This is a genomic window from Micromonospora sp. HM5-17, from assembly GCF_003762835.1.
In the GTDB taxonomy this organism is placed as follows: Bacteria; Actinomycetota; Actinomycetes; order Mycobacteriales; family Micromonosporaceae; genus Plantactinospora.
In genome coordinates this window covers 40,585-59,220 of the sequence record NZ_RJWA01000004.1, presented here as the reverse complement: position 1 = coordinate 59,220, position 18,636 = coordinate 40,585, and the positions used below count along the sequence as shown (strand labels likewise).

Here is an 18,636-nt window from a genome sequence, read left to right as displayed (position 1 = left end):
GCTCGCGGGAGTGCACGGTCGACTCGACGGAGGTCACGGGGACCGCATCCCGACCGGTCCGGCCGCATAACTGGGCAGGGCGCCGCTGGCCGGGGCGGGCGTGGTCTCCAGCACCTCGTAGACCACGAACGAGGGATCCACCCGCCGCAGCCACATCTCGGGGCGCAGGGTGATCCGGTGGGCCAGCACCGGCACCGCCACCGACTTGACGTCCTCGGGGATGACGTAGTCACGGCCGGCGAAGGCGGCCTTGGCCCGGGCCAGCAGCAGCAGCGCCAGCGAGCCCCGGGGCGAGGCGCCCACCAGCACCGAGGCGTGCTCCCGGGTCGCCGCGGTGAGCGCGACGATGTAGCGGCCGATCGAGTCCTCCACCACCACGTGCTCCAGGGCCGCCTGCATGGCGCGCAGCGTCCCGGCGTCGACCACCGGCTTGAGCTCCGTCTCCTCCTGGCGGCGGGCCATCCGGCGGCGCAGGACGTCCCACTCCTCCTCCTGGGCCGGGTAGCCGAACGAGACCCGGAGCAGGAACCGGTCGAGCTGTGCCTCCGGCAGCGGGTACGTCCCCTCGTACTCGATGGGGTTGGCGGTGGCGATGACGTGGAACGGCGGGTCCAGCCGGTAGGTGACCCCCTCCACCGAGACCTGCTTCTCCTGCATCGCCTCCAGAAGCGCGGCCTGGGTCTTCGGCGGCGTCCGGTTGATCTCGTCGGCGAGCAGCAGGTTGGTGAAGACCGGACCGGCGCGGAAGCTGAAGTCCGCGGTGCGCTGGTCGTAGAGGAACGACCCGGTGACGTCGGCGGGGAGCAGGTCCGGGGTGAACTGGAGCCGGCGGAAGTCGAGGCCGAGCGCCTGGGCGAAGGAGCGGGCGGTCAGCGTCTTGCCGAGCCCGGGCAGGTCCTCCAGCAGCACGTGCCCGCCGGCCAGGATCCCGGCCAGCACCAGCTCCAGGGGCTCCCGCTTCCCCACCACCACCGTCTCGACCTGGTCGAGCACGGTTTGGGCCAGCCGTCCGACGTCCGCGACGGTGACCAGGTGAGCGTCCTTCATACCTTCTCCAACTGGGCGACAATCGCCGCGAGCTCCCGCGGCGACGGAGTCCGCTTGGGCCGGGTGTCGAGGAACGTCCAGAGCTGATCGCCGAGCAACGCCCGGGCCCGCTCCGGATCGGTGGCCCGGGTGAGCCCGTGCCGCTGCCGCAGGAGTTCGTCGGCGAGTTCGCCGAGCATCGGCAGGACCCGTCGGGCGAACCGGTCCGGATCCTTCTGCGCCCAGGCGAGCCGGTTCTCCCAACGGCCGATCACGCTGCCGAGGGCGTCCTGGGCGGCCCGGTTGTCGCTGCCGTCCTCCCCGCCCCGGGTCGACCGCCGGTCGACCCGGACCCGCTCGGGCGGCTCGGGGGCGAGCGCCGACGTGATCCGGCGCAGCAGCAGCAGGGCGAGGAAGGCGGCGAAGACCGCGGCCGGGGAGAAGGCCACACCGACCATCCGGAGCGCGGCCAGGAGGGCGCCGGTGAGGACCGCGGCGATCAGGACGCCACGCAGCCACGTCCGGACCAGACCCGGCCGCCGCCGGACGGTGGGTGGCGGTTCCTCCTCGTGCTGGAGCAGGTCGTCGATGCTCGTGCTGACCCCGCTCATCCGACGGCCTCCGCGGCGGTGAGTTCGGCGCGCAGTCGTTGCAGGGCGGAGCGGGCCTGGCCGCGCATCCGCTCGTCGACGGTGTGGGTGGCGTACCGGGCCTCCCGGTAGACCTCGGCGAACGCGGCCAGGACGCCGGCGCTGACCGGCCGGCCGGTGCGAAGCAGCCGGGTCACCAGGTCGGTCGGGGTGTCCCCGGGCCGCCGCTCGACCCCGGCCGCCGCGGCGGTCTGCTCCAGCCGTACCCAGCAGGCGATCACCGCCCGGCGCGGGTCGGCGTCGGTGTCGGAGAGTTCGACCAGACCCGCGTCGAGCGCCGCGACCACCTCCTCGGCGGTCTGCGCGGCGCTGCGGCGCGGCCCAGACCGGCGCCCCCGCCTCGCCACGGCCGTCCGGCGGCGCAGCAGGTCACGGGCGAACGTCCAGAGCAGCGCGACGACCACGGTCGCCACCACCGCGCCGCAGAGCACGACGGCGGCCGTCTGGAGCCAGGAGGGCAGGTGGCCGGAGGTGGTTTCGGCGGGGGACGCCGCCCCGGCCTCCCTGGTTGGCGGCGCCGGGGGACGGAGGGTCGGCAGGACGTCGGCGGGTGGCTCGACCCGGGTGTAGCCGGGCGACGAGTGGGCGGCGGCGAGCGCGGCCAGCGCCAGCAGGCCGGCGATCACGACCGGCGGCCAGAGTGCGCGGAACAGGCGCCGAGTCTGGCTCGGTGGTGCCGGACGGTCGTCGGGACGGGCACGTCCCGAGTGCCCGTCGGTCATCGCACCGCCCCCTGTGTCGCCTAGCGGGAGTCGTCCAGCCCGGCCAGGCGCCGGGCCCGGGCGAACACCTCGTCCAGCATTGCCGGTGTGAGCCGTCCGGTAAAGGTGTTCTGCTGGCTGACGTGGTAACAGCCGAGGACCTGCGGCACGGCTCCGCCGAACCAGTGTGCCCCATGGCCGAAGGCAGGTCGCGGGGTGGGCGGCTGGACGCCGTACACCCGGCGGAGGATCGGCCACCACGCGGCCCAGGCGAAGGCGCCGAGCGCGACCACGACGCGCAGGGTTGGTTTGATCAGTTCGAACTCCCGGTGCAGCCAGGGCGCGCAGGTGTCCCGTTCGGCCGGGGTGGGCTTGTTCTCCGGCGGCGCGCAGCGGACCGCGGCGGCGATCCGGGTGTGCCGCAGTTCGAGTCCGTCGCCGACGGCCACGCTGGTCGGCTGGTTGGCCAGGCCGGCCCGGTACAGCGCCGCGAAGAGGACGTCTCCGGAGCGGTCCCCGGTGAAGATCCGGCCGGTCCGGTTGCCGCCGTGCGCGGCCGGGGCCAGGCCGAGGATCGCGATCCGGGCGTCGGCGGCGCCGAAGCCGGGCACCGGCCGGCCCCAGTACTCCTGGTCCCGGAAGGCGGCGCGGCGTACCCGCGCCACCTCCTCGCGCCACGCCACGAGGCGGGGGCACGCACAGCACCCGGCAACGGCGGCGTCCAGCTCGGCCAGGTCGGCCGCCCGCGGTGCGCGGGCGGCCACGTCGGCGGGGGTACGCGGCTCAGCCAAGCCGGGTCCGGAAGAAGTCGAGGGTACGAGCCCAGGAACTGGCCGCCGCCGGCTGGTCGAAGACCTCGGGGCGGTCGTCGTTGAAGAACGCGTGCGAGGTGCCGGGGTAGTCGTGCAGGACACACGTCCCGCCGGCGGCCTCGATCGCCCGCCGGGCGGTCTGCACGCCCTCGGCGGCGGAGGTGCCGTCCTCCTCGGCGCAGTGGATCAGCGCCGCCTTGCCGGTGTAGTCGGTCCAGTCCGGGCGCATCCGTTCCCAGGGAAGGACGGGATAGAAGCCGACGGTCGCGACGATCCGCTCCGAGAGCGTGGCCGACCAGAGCGCCAGGCTGCCCCCGGCGCAGAAGCCGACGCTTCCGATCCTGCCGGTCACCTCCGGCCGCTCGGCCAGGTAGTCGGCGGCGCCGGCGATGTCCCGGGCGGCCTGGTCCATCGCCAGTCCCAGGAGGAGCCTGCCGGCGTGGTCGGGCTCGGTCGTGGAGACGCCGCGGTAGAGGTCCGGGGCGAGGGCGACGAAGCCGGCCGCGGCGAACCGGTCGGCGACCGAGGTGATGTGCGGCACCAGCCCCCACCACTCCTGGATGACGATGACGGCCGGACTGGCCGCATCCGAGTCGGGTATGGCGAGGTAGCCCTCGCTGGTCTCCCCGTTACTGCGGTAACGCACCATCTCGCCCATCGGTGGCCCTCCTGTCGGTCAGACATCGTTGGCTGGTCGCACAGTTATTTCCGACCGATGTCGGTGGTCGGCTCCTGCGTGTCGCCGGTGTCCGGGTAGCCTGCCACGATCGACCCGTTCGACGGAAGGCAATGCTGACGTGGCGTACACCTCCCGTTGCTCTGGTGTACGCCACGTCGCTGCTCGCCCCAAGTGAGCCGGGCGAGGGGGCTCAGGTGGTGGGAGTCACGCTCGGGGAGGACGGCACCGTCGGGCGGGCCGGAACCGAGCTCAGGGTCGGGGTCGGACTCTCGGGCGGGGCCGGGGTGCCGCCGGGGGCGGGCGGGGTGGTCGGGCGCAGCCGGAACGGGGCGCCCTCCGGGCAGTACGGGTACGGCTGCTGCGTCAGGTCGTCGAGGTACGGGTCGTAGTCGTCCTCACCGTCCGGGAAGAGTCGCTGCCGTGCCTCCGGACACCAGGGCTCGCCGAGCCGGATCGGCTCGCCGTTCTGGTCGAACAGCCGGACGCCCTCCAGCAGCCGCCCCTCGCTGTCGTAGACGTAGACGTCCCGCACCCCGGAGTACTGGTCGGTGTAGACCTCCTGGAACTGCGGGTAGGAGGAGCGCGTACCCACGGCGGCGAGTCCGATCAGGCCGAAGATGACCAGCAGGACGTTGCTGGTGTGCAGGATCCACCTCGGTCGCCGGCCGAGCCGGTCGGTCCGGCGGCCGAGCCAGATCGACCCGGGGACGGTCACCGCCAGCAGCAGCAGGGCGGCCAGGGTGCTGCCGCCGAGCCGGGGCAGCAGGCCGAACGACTCCCCGGTGCTGAACACGGTGATCAGCATCGCGACCAGGTAGCCGCGCAGCACCCACCAGGCGGGACGAAGCAGCCGGACGTAGTCGCTGAGCCGCTCGTACCCGAGGACCACCCCGAGCCGACGGTCGACCACGCGTAGCCGGTCGCGGCCGGCCTGGAGGACGGCACCGAGCCGCTGGTCGAGGTTGCGGGCGGAGGCCGGGGGAATCCCGGCGGCGGCGCGCAGCTCCATCGCGTACGCCTCGGGCGGGCCGAGCCGCTCGATGAGTGACCCCTCTGTCTCGGCGGCGACCTCGGCGAGGTGCTCGGGAAGGTCCTCCAGCAGTTCCTCCCGCACCGTCGCCGGCAGGTCGGCCAGGGTCGCCTGGACCCGGGCGACGTACCGGGCGATCTCCGGCGCGGTCACCGTCGCGCCCTCGCTCCGCTCGGTCATGCCGCCACTCCCTTCTCGTCGAGCAGCCGGTCCATCGAGGCGGCGAACGACCGCCACACCTTACCGGAGCGGGCGAGTTGATCCCGGCCGGCGGCGTTGAGTGAGTAGTACTTACGGTGCGGGCCCGACTCGCTGGGAACCACGTACGTGGCCAACAACCCAGCCTGGAAGAGTCGGCGCAGGGTGCCGTAGACGGAGGCGTCGCCGACCTCGTCGAGACCGGCGGAGCGGAGCCGGCGCATGATGTCGTAGCCGTAGCCGTCCTCGTCCTTCAGCACGGCCAGGACCGCGAGATCCAGCACGCCTTTGAGCAACTGGGTCGTGTCCACAAGCTGTGGATGCTACTCCGCAATACGGAATAGCGTCAACGACGCCGTAGTTGGCGGGCGCCCGTTACCGTGTCGCCGTGCCCGCCGAGACCGACGTCCTGCACCGTCTGCTCCGCTCCGCCGGGGTCTACCGGGGCCGCGGCGACGGGCCCGAGAGCGGGCCCTTCCTGGCCCGGATGGTGGTCACTCCGGCACTGGCCGGACGTGCCGCCATTCTGGACTACGAGACGACCACCGACCGGGACGGCCTGCGGCACGTCGAACACAGCGTCCTGCTGCTCGGCGCGGACGGCCGGCTGGAACTGCACGTCGCCAGCCTCGACCTGCCCGGCATGGTCCGCTTCACCCAGCAGACACCCGGACAGTTCACCGCGTACGAGGGACCGCTGCTCGCCCGGATCGTGCTCACCCTGCCCCGCCCCGGTCTGCTCAGCTACGCGTGGTGGTGGTCCCGGGACGATCGGGAACCCCGGGAACAGTACCGGGCCGACCTGCGGCGTACCGACTGACCGGCCCGGGTCCGGCGTGCCGTCCGGTTCCGCCGGCGTGCGGCGACCCCACCTCGTGCGGGCTTCGACCACCCCGTTTAGGTGCCGAGGCCGGGGGGAGACAAGCCGCCGACGGAGGGAGCAGAGATGGCCAAGGGACTCTTGTCCGGTCGCAGCAACCACACCGGCCGCCGGGGTGGTCGCGGCGGCCGCACTCGGACGGCCACCAGACCGGCTGCCGCCCGCAAGGCCACCGGCGCCAAGAAGGCGCCGACCAGGCGGACCACCCGGGCCGCGAAGGCCGCCACCGCCGCGAAGCGGGCCGCCAGGGCAACCGCGGCACAGACCCCGAAGAAGGCGGCGAAGCCGACCGCGCCTCGCGCCGGCCGGCCGGCCCCCGCCGCGACCCGAACCCCGCCGTCGAAGCGAACCCCCGGAGCGAAGCGGGCACCGGTGGCGAAAAAGTCGGCAGCGACACCGGCCCGCAACCTGGCCGCGAAGGCCCCCGCCCGGACGACCGCCAGCGCCACCGCACCCGCACGCACGGCGAGCGCGGCCAAGAAGCCGGCCCGCACGGCGACCGCGGCCACGAAACGCACGGCGACCGCGGCCGGGAAGTCAGCCCGCACGACCGCGGGTGTCCGGAGGCCGGCCCGCAGGGCCACCACCGGCTCGTCTCCGTCGCGGGCGACTCAACGCCACTGACCGGCGAACAGCGGTTCGGTCGGGCGCTCCGCCCGCCCGATACGCAGTTCCTCGAAGACCGTGTCCCGGGCGGCGCGCTCCACCTCGGCGTCCAGGTCGACGTCGAGTTCCGTCGAGGCGTCGTGTGCCGCTCCGATCAGCACCAGCTCCACGCCGGGCTGGTCGAGGAACGCGGGCGGGTCGAGCGGGGCGAACCGGCGGTCACCGAACCGTTGTTGCAGCTCGGCCGGGAGCCTCGCCCGGTCGGCCTCCCGCAGACCGACTCCGGGTGGGGACGGCGCGCGGGGATTCTTCACCGTGACGATGTGGCTCGCCTCCGGCTCGATCTGCAGATCGTGCTGCGGAGGGCCGGGGCGGCGTGGCAGTTCCAGCTGGTACGCGAGGTGCGTGTGGTCTGTGTGGCGGGCGAGGACGTACGCCCCCTCGGCCACCGGTCGGGCCGCCTCCTGCCGCCGCGCGCCCCGGGTCCGCGTCGCGTACTCGCGCGGCTCCAACGCCTCGTGGAGTTGCTGCGGCCGCCGCGCCACGGCGGCGACGAAGGCCCAGAAGCGGTCGTGCTCCTCGACGTCGGGCAGCCGCTTCCGACCGACCACGAGCAGCCGGAGCTGGCGTCGGCCCCGCCACGGGCGCAGCACCACCAGCAGCCGTTGCACCTCGGTCAGCGACTCCACCCGCTCGTCCGCCACCCGGGGCCGGTACAGGAAGTAGATGTCCCCGTCCTCCAGCACCTCCGTCATGGCGCCGGATACCCGCCCCGCCCGCGCCCGTAACCCGCCTCCGCGGGTCACCCCGTCGCCGGCGCCCCGGCCCTAGCCGCTGGTGACGACATCCACGGCCCGCTTCTTCGCCTCCTCACCGACCTCGGGCACCACGAAGTTGTTCGCCCTGATGTGCGCGAGCAGGTCCGGCTCCGGCGGAAGGCCGTGCTCCCGCAGGTAGTACGCGACCGCGCCGCCCCACACCCACGTACCGTCGGTGTGGAACGTCATCGGCACCTCCGGTCGGCGCTCCGGATCGAACTCGTCCCGGGCATAGCCCCGGGCGGCGAGCACCACCGGCGCGTTCTTCAGGTAGGCAACGACCTGGTCGAGTTCGGTTGACGGCACCGGCGGACGGTCGGCGGCGGGCCGCCCCGCGTCGTCCAGCCGGTCGTAGACCCGCGCCATCCGCAGTTCTCCCTGGCCGACCGGCGACGCGGACGGCACCGGCGGAGCCGACGAAGCCGGCGGCGCGGACGACGCGGGCGGAGTTGAGGAACCCGGAGGAGCGGACGGCACCGGCGGGGCCGAGGAGACCGGCGGCGTGGACGGCACCGGTACGGACGCCACTCCCCGCGCCGGCGGGCTCGCCGGCGCGGGCGGAAAGGCCGGCGGCGCACCCGGCGTCCCGGGAAACGCCGGAGCCATGGCCGGCGCGGCCGGGGGCGCTGCGGGATCGGCCGGGGGCACGGCCGGAGCACCGGGGAAGGCCGGCGGCATCGCCGGCATCCCCACCGGTGCGGCCGTCGGCGCCGATGGCATCGCCGGAGGAGCGGCCGGCGGCATCGTCGGGATACCGGACGGCCCGGTCGCCGTCACCGGTACGGCGGGCGGCACGGAGGCCGGCGGCTGGGCCGCCGGGGGCAGCCCGGCCCGCACCCGCAACCAGTCCGGAATGTACTGCTCGGCGCGGGGGAAGAAGCGCAGCTCGTCCTGGAAGCCCTGGGGCGAGGGCATCCAGCGCCAGCGCGGCTCCTGGTCCAGCCCGACGGTCAGCTGGGGCGGCGCTGCCGGGTCGACGACCAGGGTCGCGCTGAACCAGGTACCCCGGCCCGGCTGGTACATCCCGGCCCGCAGCCAGCCGAGCAGCTGGACGACCGTCGCGGGAGGCTGCACCGGCCAGGTGCCCCCGTCGAACCCGACCGCCAGCACGTCGGTCTCGATGTACAGCCCGACCGCCCGGTACTCCACGTGCAACTGTCGCCAGCCAGCCGGCACGGCGGCGGCAAGCAGTTCACCGATCGGCCCCACCAGGGGATGCGGCTGCGCCGGATACGCCGACATCGGTGGCTGGCTCATCGTTGCGTCCCTCCCCGGTTCCCACCGGCACCGGCAAGCCGTGTCGAGGCCGCCCCGCCGGTCGTACCCACACCAGCGCCGTCATCATCGCCGATCGCTCGCGCCGAGGCGTCACCGACTCCCGCCCTCGGTCGCCGGGCTCACCGCCCGGCGCCGACTGCCGGAGAATGTCCCCATGGCACGGACGCGACCCGGTCTCGACGTACCAGACCTCACCGGCCGGCTCGCGGTCGTCACCGGCGCGAACAGTGGACTCGGTTTCGGCCTCACCGGCCGGCTCGCCCGGGCCGGCGCGGAGATCGTCCTCGCGGTCCGGAACCTGGAGAAGGGGGCGGAGGCCGTCCGGCGGATCCGGGCGGAGCTGCCGGAGGCCCGGCTCGACCTGCGACACCTGGACCTGTCGTCGCTGGCCAGCGTCGCCGCGTTCGGTGCCCAGCTGGTGGCCGAGGGACGGCCCGTGGACATCCTGATCAACAACGCCGGCATCATGGCACCGCCGCACCGGGTCCTGACCGAGGACGGCTTCGAGCTGCAGTTCGGCACCAACTACCTGGGACACTTCGCGCTGACCGGACACCTGCTACCGCTGCTACGGGCCGCCGGCGCCGCCCGGGTCGTGTCGATGAGCAGCCTGATGAGTCGGCTCGGCACGCTCGACCTCGCCAACCTCCACGGCGAGCGACGCTATCGGTCGTGGATCGCGTACGGCCGTTCCAAGCTCGCCCTGCTGGTCTTCGCCCGGGAACTCCACCGGCGGAGCACGGCGGCCGGATGGGGCCTCCACAGTACCGCCGCTCATCCGGGCGCGACCGTCACCAACCTCCAGGTCACCGGCGCCACCCACGGTGGGCGCCGCATCCGGCTCATCGCACTCCGCAACCGGCTCATGTACGCCGTCCCGGTGTGGCAGCAGGTCCCGACCGGGATCCTGCCCGCCCTGTACGCCGCCACGAGCCCGCAGGCCGAGAGCGGCGGCTACTACGGGCCGGACGGCTTCGCCGAACTCGGCGGCGGCCCCGCCCCGGCGCGACTCCCCGCCAACCTGCCGGACGCGGCCGACGCCGCCCGGCTCTGGGAGATCTCCGAGCGGCTCACCGGGGTCCACTACCCCCGGTGAGGGGCGACGTGGACGTCGAGGCAGCCCGGGCCGGGTGCCGTCCCCACACCGCTGCTCCGCCCGGGGACGGTACCCGCACACCGATGGCCGTACCGGCTCAGACGGTGACGATCTCCGACCGCAGCGGCGCGAGCGCGGCGCCGATCTGGCCGATGGTCTCCTCCGGCACGCCGAGCCCGGAGAGCGTGGCGACCAGGTGCCCGACCACCGCGTCGAAGTGCTCATCGCTGATCTTCAGATCGGCGTGCGCGGCGGCCATGTCCCGGCCGGCGTAGATCTCCGAACCGCCGATCGCCGCCGCGATGAAGGAGCGCTGGTGCGCCTTCAGCCGCTGCATGTCCACGTTGGTGAAGTACGGCGCCAGCTTCGGGTCGCCGAGCACCCGTGCGTAGAAGTCGTCCACCGCCGCGTGGACGGCCGGTGCTCCGCCGATGGAATCGTAGATGCTCATGGGGTGAGGCCTTTCTCGACAGACGATGGCCGACAGTTCCGGGTGATCGCCCCGAGCCACGACACCGCAGACGGTACGTCCGGCTCGTTGCCTGGGCATTGGCGATCGACGACGGCGAGGCTATCAATCCCTCACATCGGGACGACGGCGGCGGTGCGGCATCCCCACCCGGATCCGTCGACGGGTACGGCGGCTCGCCGGCAGAAGGCGTGGGGCCTCGGTCAACGCGGTGCGGTCACAACCTCCGCGCCAGCGTCGACGCCGCCCCACGTCGGGGAGTCGTCGGGCCCGCCGCGGAGGCCGCGCCGGTGCACCCGGGCATCGCGCGGCGCGACAGGTCGTTTGTCCCGCCTACCCTCTCCCGACTCACCGACCCGGGACCGGTGCGGCACCACCCAGTGACCAGGCGATGCCGTCGAGAATGTCGTGCTCGGAGGCGATCACCGAATCCATCCCGGCCCGTTCCATGATCACCTTGAGCACCAGCGCACCCGCGCCGATCACGTCGGCCCGTCCCGGGTGCATGACCGGGATGGTCAGCCGTTCGGCCGCCGAACGGGCCAGCAGGTCGGCGGTCACCTTCGCGACCTCGTCGTAGGAGATCCGGGCGTGGTGGATCCGCTCGGAGCGGTACTCGGGCAGACCCAGCGCGATCCCGGCGACCGTGGTCACCGAGCCGGCCAGCCCGATCAGCGTGGCCGCCTCCCGCCCCGGCACGGCCGCCAGCGCCCGGTCCACCACGGCGGTGATGTCCGCCTCCGCCGCCGCGATCTGCGCCGCGGTCGGCGGGTCGTCGGCGAGGTGCCGCTCGGTCATCCGCACACACCCGACGTCCACCGAGACCGCCGCGTCGACCACCGCACTCCCGCCGGTCGGCCGGCCACCGACCACGAACTCGGTGGAGCCGCCGCCGATGTCGACCACCAGGTACGGCGCCGGCACGTCCGGACCGAGCCCGCGTACGGCCCCGGTGAAGGAGAGCCGGGCCTCCTCGTCACCGGTCACCACCTCCGGCTCGACCCCGAGCGTCGCCAGCACCATCGCCCGGAACTCCTCGGCGTTGGAGGCGTCCCGGGAGGCCGAGGTGGCGCACATGCGTACCCGGCCCGCGCCCAGCTCGGCGATCCGCGCGGCGTAGTCGGCGAGCGCCACCCGGGTCCGCTCGATCGCCTCCGGGGCCAGCCGGCCGGTTCGGTCGACGTCCTGGCCGAGCCGGACAATCTCCATCCGCCGGACCACGTCGACCAGCTCGGCCTCCGGCCCGGCGGACGGATCGGGCAGGTCGGCCACGAGCAGCCGGATCGAGTTCGTGCCGCAGTCGATCGCCGCGACCCGGTTGGGGACCGGTTCCGTCATCACGATCACCAGACTACCGAGCCGGTCGCCGCCCAGCGGGCTACAGCCGGAGCAGCATGCGGACGTTGCCGAGGGTGTTCGGCTTCACCCGTTCCAGGTCGAGGAACTCGGCGACACCCTCGTCGTACGAGCGGAGCAGCTGCTCGTAGACGGCGGGCGGGACCGGCGCCCCGTCGATCTCGACGAAGCCAAAGGACCCGAAGAACCGGGTCTCGAAGGTGAGGACGAAGACCCGGGAGACGCCGACCTCGCGGGCGGTCGCCAGCAGCTCCGTCACGATCCGCTGGCCGATCCCGCGACCGCGCCACCGCGGGTGGACCGCGACCGACCGGATCTCGGCCAGGTCCTCCCACATCACGTGCAGCGCCCCGCAGCCGAGCACCGTCTGCTCGGTCGGGTGCACCGCGACCCAGAACTCCTGGACGTCCTCGTAGAGCGTGACCAGCGGCTTGCTGAGCATCCGCCGTCCGCCCCGGTACGTCTCGATCAGATCCCGGATCTGACGTACATCCCCGGTCCGGGCCCGCCGAATCACCACATCCGGCGGGCCCGCCGGCGTCGCGGCGTCGCCGGTCATTCCGCCGGCTCCACGCAGGGGCCGTCACGCCACCACGGTTCCAGCAGCTCCAGCACCTCGTCGCCGAACGGGTTGACCCCGGGTCCGACGGCGAGCGCGTGCCCCAGGTGCACGTGGAGGCACTTCACCCGGCCCGGCATGCCGCCGGCCGAGATCCCCTCGATCTCCGGCACCCGCCCGATCGCCTCCCGCCGAGCGAGGTAGTCCCGGTGCGCCGCCCGGTAGCGCTCGGCCAGCTCCGGATCGTCGGCCAGCCGGGCGGTCATCTCCCGCATCACCCCGGCGGACTCCAGCCGGCTGCACCCGGCGACCGCCCGGGGGCAGGTCAGGTAGAACAGCGTCGGAAACGGGGTGCCGTCGGCGAGGCGGGGAGTCGTCTCCACCACGTCCGGCAGCCCGCAGGGGCAGCGGTGGGCCACCGCCCGGGTGCCGCGCGGCGTACGGCCGAGCTGGGCGGCCACCGCCGCCAGGTCGCGCGCGGTCGCCGGTTCGCGCACCGGGGGAGGTACCGCCGCCGACGTCTCCGCCGGCACGCCGGACCGCTCCGCCGGCACGTCCGGCGGGGTACCCGGTCGGCTCACCGTCCGGCCCGTTCCGACTCGTTGGCCGCCCGCACGCTGGACCAGAGGGTGTCGTACCAGGGCTCGGGACTGGTCTGCTCGGCCGCCTTCGGGTCGATCCCGGCGTCCCGGGCGGCGCCCTCCTGGTCGGTCAGGACCACCAGCGGCACCTCACCGGGAAGCACCATGTAGAACCGTTCCCGCGCCTGAATCTTCACGTACTCGGGGTCGTCCCAGAGCGCGGCCTCCTCCTCGAGGTCCCCGATCAGCTCCCGCTGTGCCCGCAGGTCCGCCTCCATCCGCGCGATGTCGGACTGCTGGTCGAGGTAGACCCGGACCGGGTAGGTGTAGGCGAGGGCGAGCGCGACCAGGACGCCGACCAGGACCGCGACCCGGCCGGTGTAGCGCCGGGGCTGGGGCGCGGTGGTGCGCTTCACGGCCCGGGGGGTGCCGGTGCGGCGCGTCGCCCCGGGCCGGTTGGCCGACCGGGGGCCATCCACGCTCCGTCCGGCACCCGCCACCCGGGGCACGCCGGTCGACCGGACCGCAGCCAGCCGCGACTCGACCCGCCCGCCGAGGTCGCGAGAGACCGGGCGGCCCGCCCGGATCCCCCGGGCCGACCGCCGCATCGGGCCCTGCCCACTCGGCGTACGGCGCTGCGTCATCGCCCTGGCACTCCTCCCCGAGCCGTGCGTGGTCAGGCCGAACGGTAGCGCGGGAAGGCGCTCGCACCCGCGTACCGCGCCGCGTCGGCCAGCTCCTCCTCGATCCGGAGGAGCTGGTTGTACTTTGCCACCCGGTCGGAACGGGCCGGGGCGCCGGTCTTGATCTGCCCGCAGCCCATCGCCACCGCCAGGTCGGCGATCGTGGTGTCCTCGGTCTCACCGGAACGGTGGCTCATCATGCACCTGAAGCCGGCCCGGTGCGCCAGGTCCACCGCCTCGAAGGTCTCGGTCAGCGAACCGATCTGGTTCACCTTGACCAGGACGGCGTTCGCCGCCTTCTCCGCGATACCCCGGGCGATCCGCTGCGGGTTGGTCACGAAGAGGTCGTCGCCGACGATCTGGATCCGCTCCCCGACCGAGGCGGTGAGGGCGGTCCAGCCGGACCAGTCCTCCTCGGCCAACGGATCCTCGATGGAGACGATCGGGTAGTCGTCGAGGAGCTTGTGGTAGTAGGCGGTCATCTCGTCCGCCGTCTTCTGGCTGCCCTCGAACGTGTAGACGCCGTTGTCGAAGAACTCGGTGGCTGCCACGTCGAGCGCGAAGACGATGTCGCTGCCGAGCCGGTAGCCAGCCTTCTCGACCGCCTCGGCGATCAGGTCGAGTGCGGTGGAGTTGGTCGGCAGGTCGGGGGCGAAACCTCCCTCGTCACCGAGTCCGGTGCTGAGGCCCTTCTTCTTCAGCACCGACTTGAGCGCCTGGTAGACCTCGGAGCCGGCGCGCAGCGCCTCCCGGAAGGTCGGCGCGCCGATCGGGGCGATCATGAACTCCTGGATGTCGACGTTGGAGTCGGCGTGCGCGCCACCGTTGAGGATGTTCATCATCGGCACCGGCAGCAGGTGCGCGTGCGGGCCACCGAGGTAGCGGAAGAGGCTCAGCCCGCTGCTCTTCGCCGCCGCCTTCGCCACCGCGAGCGACACGCCCAGGATCGCGTTAGCACCGAGTTCCGACTTGTCGTCGGTGCCATCGATGTCAATCATCTTCTGGTCGATGAGGCGCTGCTCGCTCGCCTCGTACCCGACGAGCTGGTCGACGATGCGGTCCTCGATGTTCGCGACCGCCTTCTCCACGCCCTTGCCGCCGTACCGGCTCTTGTCGCCGTCGCGCAGCTCGAGCGCCTCGAAAGCCCCCGTGGACGCGCCGGACGGCACCGCGGCGCGGCCGACCGTGCCGTCGTCCAGCCCGACCTCGACCTCGACGGTCGGGTTGCCCCGCGAGTCCAGAATCTCCCGGGCGACGATCACCTCGATGGTGGCCACTGTCCTGCTCCTCAGTAGTCGATAACGGTCCATCGGTTGTCGATGGCGGTGGCGTCCCCGTCGCGACGGTGCGGCTGAGGCTCCGTTGGGACAGCCTATCGGGCGGCCGTGGTCCGGCGTGCGCTGCCTGGCGGACCGTCCGCGGCCGCACCGGGAATCCCACCCCACCCCGACATTTGCGGAGCACCTTCCCGACTGGCGGCAGTCGGTTTGCGCGTACTCGACCCGATCGACAAGGCTGGGGGCATGCCGGCTGTGTCGACTTCACTCCGGGTACTCACGGGGGCCATCATCGCCGTTCTGACCGTCACCGGGTGTCAGACCCTGGACGACGCGGGTCGGGTCATCGGCCGAGCCGACCTGGTCAACGACCTCGCCGCCCGGCTGGACCGCGCGAACGACCTCACCTACACGGCCGACTACCAGCTGCCGGGCGGCCGGACCGCCTCGATCGCGCAGTCCCAGAATCCCGTCCGGACCGCCTACGTCTACCCGGGCGGGAAGCTGACCGTCACCGCCGAGGCGATCACGGAGTGTGACACCAGCCGGAAGAAGCCGACCTGCACCCTCACCGCGCCGCCCGCGCCGAGCACCAAGCCGGCGACCACGGTCTTCACCCAGATGAACAAGCACGGCCTGGTCACCCCGCCGGTGGTGGTGGGGCTGCTCACCGCCGCCGCGCTCGACCCCGCGGCGGTCATCGAGCAGAACGACACCACGATCGCCGGCCGGCACGCCACCTGCGTCCAGGTACGGGAGCTGAGCAACGCCGCCGCCAGCAGCTTCGACGCCTGCATCACCGGCGAGGGCGTGCTCGGCAGCTTCACCGGCACCGTCGACGGGACCGAGCTGCGGGTGACGATGAGCCGCTACCGCGATGCGGTGGAGAACAGCGTCTTCGAGCTGCCGCCCGGCGCCGGGGTGGTCGACCGGCGTCCCGCCGCACCGCGGTGACCGGGGACGCGGTGTCGGCCCGGGGTCTCCGCGCCGGGCCGACACCAACCCCGTCAGTGGCGGTCACGGGGTGGCCGCGATGCCCTCCATCCCGCTGGTGAGCTGGCCCTGGTTGACGGCCTTCGGCAGTCCGGTGACGGTGGTGACGAGCCGGAGCGAACCGTCCTCGCGGACCTCGTAGCCCTGCACGGTGCCGGCCGCGCCGTTCTGCACGTACAGGAAGCCTCCGCTGGCGGTCATGTCGATCGAACCGCCGTCGGTCGTCGCCGCCACCGCGGCGACCAGCTCGACCTGCCCGTCGGCGCCGATCCGGTAGCTGCTGATGGTCGAGGTACCGGCGTTGGCGACGTAGTAGAAGTCGCCGACCCGCTGGATCCAGCAACTGGCGGTCTGACCGTTCGGCACCGCCGGGCCGACCGCGGTCAGCTTGCCGCTCTCCTCGTCGATCAGGTAGCGGATGACCGCGTTGGCCGCGGCCAGCGTGACCATGACGCCTCCGCGGTGGTCGACGGTGAAGCCGAACGGCATGCCCTCGGCGGGGTTGGCGACCGGCTCGGCCGACAGGCGTCCGCCGCTCTCGATGCGGAACGTGTCGATGATGTCGTGGCTCTTGGTCGTGACCAGCACGAACCGGCCCTCCGGGTCGACGCCCACCTGGGCCGGGGCGTCGCCGAACGGCGGCGGGTTGGGATTGCCCAGCCCGAGCGACCGCTGCGCGCCGGGGATCGGATGGAGTTCGTCCCGCTCCAGGCGGTAGCCCTGGACAACGCCCTCCCCACCCGCGTTCAACACGTAGACCAGGTCGTCGTGCACGGCGACGCTGACCGGCAGCAGGCCGCCGGACCAGATCACCTGGCGCCGCTCCAGCGTGGTGCCCCGGACCCGGAACAGGGTCACGGTGTTGCTACCGGCGTTCACCGCGAAGAGCAGGCCGTCGTGGAAGGCCAGGGAGTGCTGGGAGGCCAGCGGATCAACCGGCGGGTTCAGGGTGCTGCCGCCCAGCCCGCCGGTCTCGAACTCGCCGCTGAAGGTGAGCTGGCCGGCGTCGTCCCGCTCGTAGACCCGGATGGCGTTGCCGAGAAAGTTGTTCGTCTGGACGAAGACGAGTCCCTCGGTACGCCCGGGTCGCGGTGGCCCGTCCGCCTCCGCCGGGACGGTCAGGGCGAGGGAGGCCACGAGACCGCCCAGGGCAGCGAAGATCGTACCTTTTCGGCGCATGACTCACCTTCCATATACCTGCGGTGAAGATGAGAAAACTATTCTCATTCACCAGGCTAGGGCGAGACCGCGCGCTTCGATGGCGTTTAGCCTGATCAGGGCCGACGAGAAGACACGAACGGGACCGAGCCGTCAGGCCGTCAGGCCGAGCAGGACCGGAAGGTGCCGCGGCGGCGGGGAGCCGTGCGCGAGCATCGCGTCATGCCACTCCCGGATCGAGACCCCGCCCGGCCGCCGGGCGGCGATCTCCGCGACCTGGGTGTAGCCGACGAAGTACGTCGAGAGCTGTGTCGAGGTGAGCAACGCCCGCCGCCACTTCCCGGCCGCCTCGCCCTCCTCCTGGAAGCCCCGGCCGGTCATCAGCGCCATCCCGTCGGCCTCGGTCATCCCCTCGCAGTGCACGAGCTGGTCGAGCAGGGCGTTGATGGTCATCCGGAGCTGCATCTTGAGCTGCTGCAACCGGACCGCCAGGCCGCCGAAGCCCCGTTCGGCCATCACCTGCTCCGCGTACACGGCCCAGCCCTCGACGAACGGCCCGGAGTGGCCGAGGGCGCGCACCCGGCTGCTGCCCCGGTAGCGGCGGGCGTGGGCCAGCTGGAGGAAGTGCCCCGGCATCGCCTCGTGGACCGTCAGGTTCCGGATCATGTGGTTGTTGTACTCGCGGTAGAACGACTCGACCCGGGCCGCCGACCAGTCGACGGGGGCCGGCGCGATGCAGTAGAACGTGGGCACGTCCGCGGTCTCCAGCGGACCCGGCGGATCGCAGTAGGCGACCGCGACCCCCCGGTCGTGCTCCGGCATCTCCCGGATCACGCAGGGATCGTCGACCAGCGAGACCAGCTCGGCGTCGGCGACGAAGTCGGTCGCCTCGTCCAGGGTCTGCCGCGCCAACGGCACGATCGACGTCGCGTCCGGATGCTCGTCGGCGAGCAGGCGCAGCGCCTGCCGGACCGCGTCGTCGGAGGCCGGGCCACCGACCAGCTCCACGGCGGCCGCGCGGATCTCCTCGGTGACCCGGTCGAGGTTGGCCCAGGCCCGGTCCAACACCTCCCCGGCGGAGAGCTCGGTGTCCAGGGTGTGCCAGAGCCGCGCCTCCCAGAGCCGCCGGCCCAGTCGCGGGTCGCGGCCCGGCTCCGCGTCGTCACGCAGGCCCGCCCGAAGCCGCTCGGCGAACCCGGTCAACTCGCGGATCGCCACCTCCGCGACCGGCTCCACGCTACGGCGCAGGCCGGGCGCCTCGGCGAGCAGCGCGGGAAGCTGGTTCCGCAGCAGCGCCGCCGCGCCGTCGTACTGACCGGCGGCGGTCTCGGCGTGGATCCGGGGAACGTCCGCCAGCAGCGCCCGGGCGGTGGCGAGCGCGTCCGGTACCGCCGCCAGCCGCCCCGCCAGGCTGGTCAGCCGTACGTCGGCCGGGGCGAACGGCCGCGCCAGCAGGGCGTGTAGCAACTGGGCCGGGTTGTGGACCATCGGGTTCCACTCGTGTGAGCGGACCTCGGTCAGCTCGAAGAGCTCCCGCTCCACCACCGCCGAGAGCACGGCGTGGTCGACCCGCTCCGCGGTCGGCAGCTCCTCCGTCTCGACCTCGGCGAGAGCATGCGCCGCCTCCCGGAGCATCGTCACCCGCCCGGCGACCGCGTCGGCCGACCAGTCCGGCAGACGGTCGTCGTAGGCGTGCTCGCCGACGTCGGAGGCGAGGCGAGGGTCGCTGGCGAGCATCGCGTCGACGATCCGCTCGGCCAGGGGGACGAATGGTGGCATGCGGCCA

At 73.1% G+C, this 18,636-nt stretch carries 21 protein-coding genes; 3 read left to right on the top strand and 18 right to left on the bottom strand.

Going from position 1 to position 18,636, the window contains the following annotated elements; translation table 11 throughout:
• Positions 1-33: 33 nt before the first annotated feature.
• From EF879_RS13780 to EF879_RS13750, 7 genes are all read right to left on the bottom strand, one after another.
• Positions 34-1,047, bottom strand: coding sequence for a MoxR family ATPase (locus EF879_RS13780; RefSeq protein ID WP_123558603.1), 1,014 nt, complete (start codon positions 1,045-1,047; stop codon positions 34-36).
• On the bottom strand, positions 1,044-1,637 hold the full coding sequence (locus tag EF879_RS13775) for a hypothetical protein (RefSeq protein WP_123558601.1): 594 nt from the start codon (positions 1,635-1,637) through the stop codon (positions 1,044-1,046). Before EF879_RS13775 ends, EF879_RS13780 begins: the two co-directional genes overlap by 4 nt.
• A complete protein-coding gene (locus tag EF879_RS13770) occupies positions 1,634-2,398 on the bottom strand; it encodes a DUF4129 domain-containing protein (RefSeq protein ID WP_123558599.1) in 765 nt (254 codons plus the stop codon). Before EF879_RS13770 ends, EF879_RS13775 begins: the two co-directional genes overlap by 4 nt.
• 20 nt (positions 2,399-2,418) lie before the next feature.
• Positions 2,419-3,141 (bottom strand): uracil-DNA glycosylase, encoded by a 723-nt coding sequence (locus EF879_RS13765; RefSeq protein WP_123558597.1) that lies wholly within the window; start codon positions 3,139-3,141, stop codon positions 2,419-2,421.
• 19 nt (positions 3,142-3,160) lie between these two features.
• Positions 3,161-3,847, bottom strand: a complete 687-nt coding sequence (locus tag EF879_RS13760) for a dienelactone hydrolase family protein (protein WP_123558595.1) — start codon at positions 3,845-3,847, stop codon at positions 3,161-3,163.
• Between the two features lie 211 nt (positions 3,848-4,058).
• Entirely contained in the window at positions 4,059-5,078 is a 1,020-nt protein-coding gene (locus EF879_RS13755; protein WP_123558593.1) for a hypothetical protein, read from the bottom strand.
• A complete protein-coding gene (locus EF879_RS13750) occupies positions 5,075-5,407 on the bottom strand; it encodes a PadR family transcriptional regulator (protein ID WP_123558591.1) in 333 nt (110 codons plus the stop codon). The genes EF879_RS13755 and EF879_RS13750 overlap by 4 nt, the downstream gene beginning before the upstream one ends.
• Before the next feature lie 77 nt (positions 5,408-5,484).
• On the opposite strand from EF879_RS13750, the gene EF879_RS13745 reads away from it, so the two are divergent.
• Positions 5,485-5,916, top strand: a complete 432-nt coding sequence (locus EF879_RS13745; RefSeq protein WP_123558589.1) for a hypothetical protein — start codon at positions 5,485-5,487, stop codon at positions 5,914-5,916.
• Between the two features lie 77 nt (positions 5,917-5,993).
• Here EF879_RS13745 and EF879_RS13740 read toward each other — a convergent pair whose 3' ends face one another.
• The 3 genes from EF879_RS13740 to EF879_RS13730 form a co-directional block, all read right to left on the bottom strand.
• Positions 5,994-6,524 (bottom strand): hypothetical protein, encoded by a 531-nt coding sequence (locus tag EF879_RS13740; protein WP_148086437.1) that lies wholly within the window; start codon positions 6,522-6,524, stop codon positions 5,994-5,996.
• Between the two features lie 63 nt (positions 6,525-6,587).
• Positions 6,588-7,337, bottom strand: coding sequence for a hypothetical protein (locus EF879_RS13735; RefSeq protein ID WP_123558585.1), 750 nt, complete (start codon positions 7,335-7,337; stop codon positions 6,588-6,590).
• A gap of 72 nt (positions 7,338-7,409) precedes the next feature.
• A complete protein-coding gene (locus EF879_RS13730; protein ID WP_148086436.1) occupies positions 7,410-8,657 on the bottom strand; it encodes a hypothetical protein in 1,248 nt (415 codons plus the stop codon).
• Positions 8,658-8,832: 175 nt separating this feature from the next.
• Here EF879_RS13730 and EF879_RS13725 point away from each other — a divergent pair, with 175 nt between their 5' ends.
• The gene (locus EF879_RS13725; RefSeq protein WP_123558581.1) at positions 8,833-9,774 is read left to right on the top strand and encodes an SDR family oxidoreductase; all 942 of its coding nucleotides are present in this window, start codon (positions 8,833-8,835) and stop codon (positions 9,772-9,774) included.
• Between the two features lie 97 nt (positions 9,775-9,871).
• Here EF879_RS13725 and EF879_RS13720 read toward each other — a convergent pair whose 3' ends face one another.
• The 6 genes from EF879_RS13720 to eno form a co-directional block, all read right to left on the bottom strand.
• Positions 9,872-10,225, bottom strand: a complete 354-nt coding sequence (locus EF879_RS13720) for a group 1 truncated hemoglobin (RefSeq protein ID WP_123558579.1) — start codon at positions 10,223-10,225, stop codon at positions 9,872-9,874.
• Between the two features lie 366 nt (positions 10,226-10,591).
• On the bottom strand, positions 10,592-11,581 hold the full coding sequence (locus EF879_RS13715) for a Ppx/GppA phosphatase family protein (protein WP_123559184.1): 990 nt from the start codon (positions 11,579-11,581) through the stop codon (positions 10,592-10,594).
• A gap of 40 nt (positions 11,582-11,621) precedes the next feature.
• Positions 11,622-12,158, bottom strand: a complete 537-nt coding sequence (locus tag EF879_RS13710; RefSeq protein WP_123558577.1) for an amino-acid N-acetyltransferase — start codon at positions 12,156-12,158, stop codon at positions 11,622-11,624.
• Positions 12,155-12,691 (bottom strand): DUF501 domain-containing protein, encoded by a 537-nt coding sequence (locus tag EF879_RS13705; RefSeq protein ID WP_370375503.1) that lies wholly within the window; start codon positions 12,689-12,691, stop codon positions 12,155-12,157. The genes EF879_RS13710 and EF879_RS13705 overlap by 4 nt, the downstream gene beginning before the upstream one ends.
• 44 nt (positions 12,692-12,735) lie before the next feature.
• Positions 12,736-13,383 carry a septum formation initiator family protein gene (locus EF879_RS13700; RefSeq protein ID WP_123558575.1) on the bottom strand — a complete coding sequence of 216 codons (648 nt, stop codon included), beginning with the start codon at positions 13,381-13,383 and terminating at the stop codon, positions 12,736-12,738.
• A 32-nt stretch (positions 13,384-13,415) separates the two neighbouring features.
• Positions 13,416-14,699: a phosphopyruvate hydratase gene (eno, locus tag EF879_RS13695; RefSeq protein ID WP_123558573.1), complete on the bottom strand. Its 1,284-nt coding sequence runs from the start codon at positions 14,697-14,699 to the stop codon at positions 13,416-13,418.
• A gap of 246 nt (positions 14,700-14,945) precedes the next feature.
• On the opposite strand from eno, the gene EF879_RS13690 reads away from it, so the two are divergent.
• Positions 14,946-15,653 carry a hypothetical protein gene (locus EF879_RS13690; protein WP_123558571.1) on the top strand — a complete coding sequence of 236 codons (708 nt, stop codon included), beginning with the start codon at positions 14,946-14,948 and terminating at the stop codon, positions 15,651-15,653.
• Between the two features lie 63 nt (positions 15,654-15,716).
• Here EF879_RS13690 and EF879_RS13685 read toward each other — a convergent pair whose 3' ends face one another.
• On the bottom strand, positions 15,717-16,871 hold the full coding sequence (locus EF879_RS13685; RefSeq protein WP_123558569.1) for a beta-propeller fold lactonase family protein: 1,155 nt from the start codon (positions 16,869-16,871) through the stop codon (positions 15,717-15,719).
• A gap of 132 nt (positions 16,872-17,003) precedes the next feature.
• Positions 17,004-18,629: a DUF885 domain-containing protein gene (locus EF879_RS13680; protein ID WP_123558568.1), complete on the bottom strand. Its 1,626-nt coding sequence runs from the start codon at positions 18,627-18,629 to the stop codon at positions 17,004-17,006.
• Between the last annotated feature and the right edge of the window lie 7 nt (positions 18,630-18,636).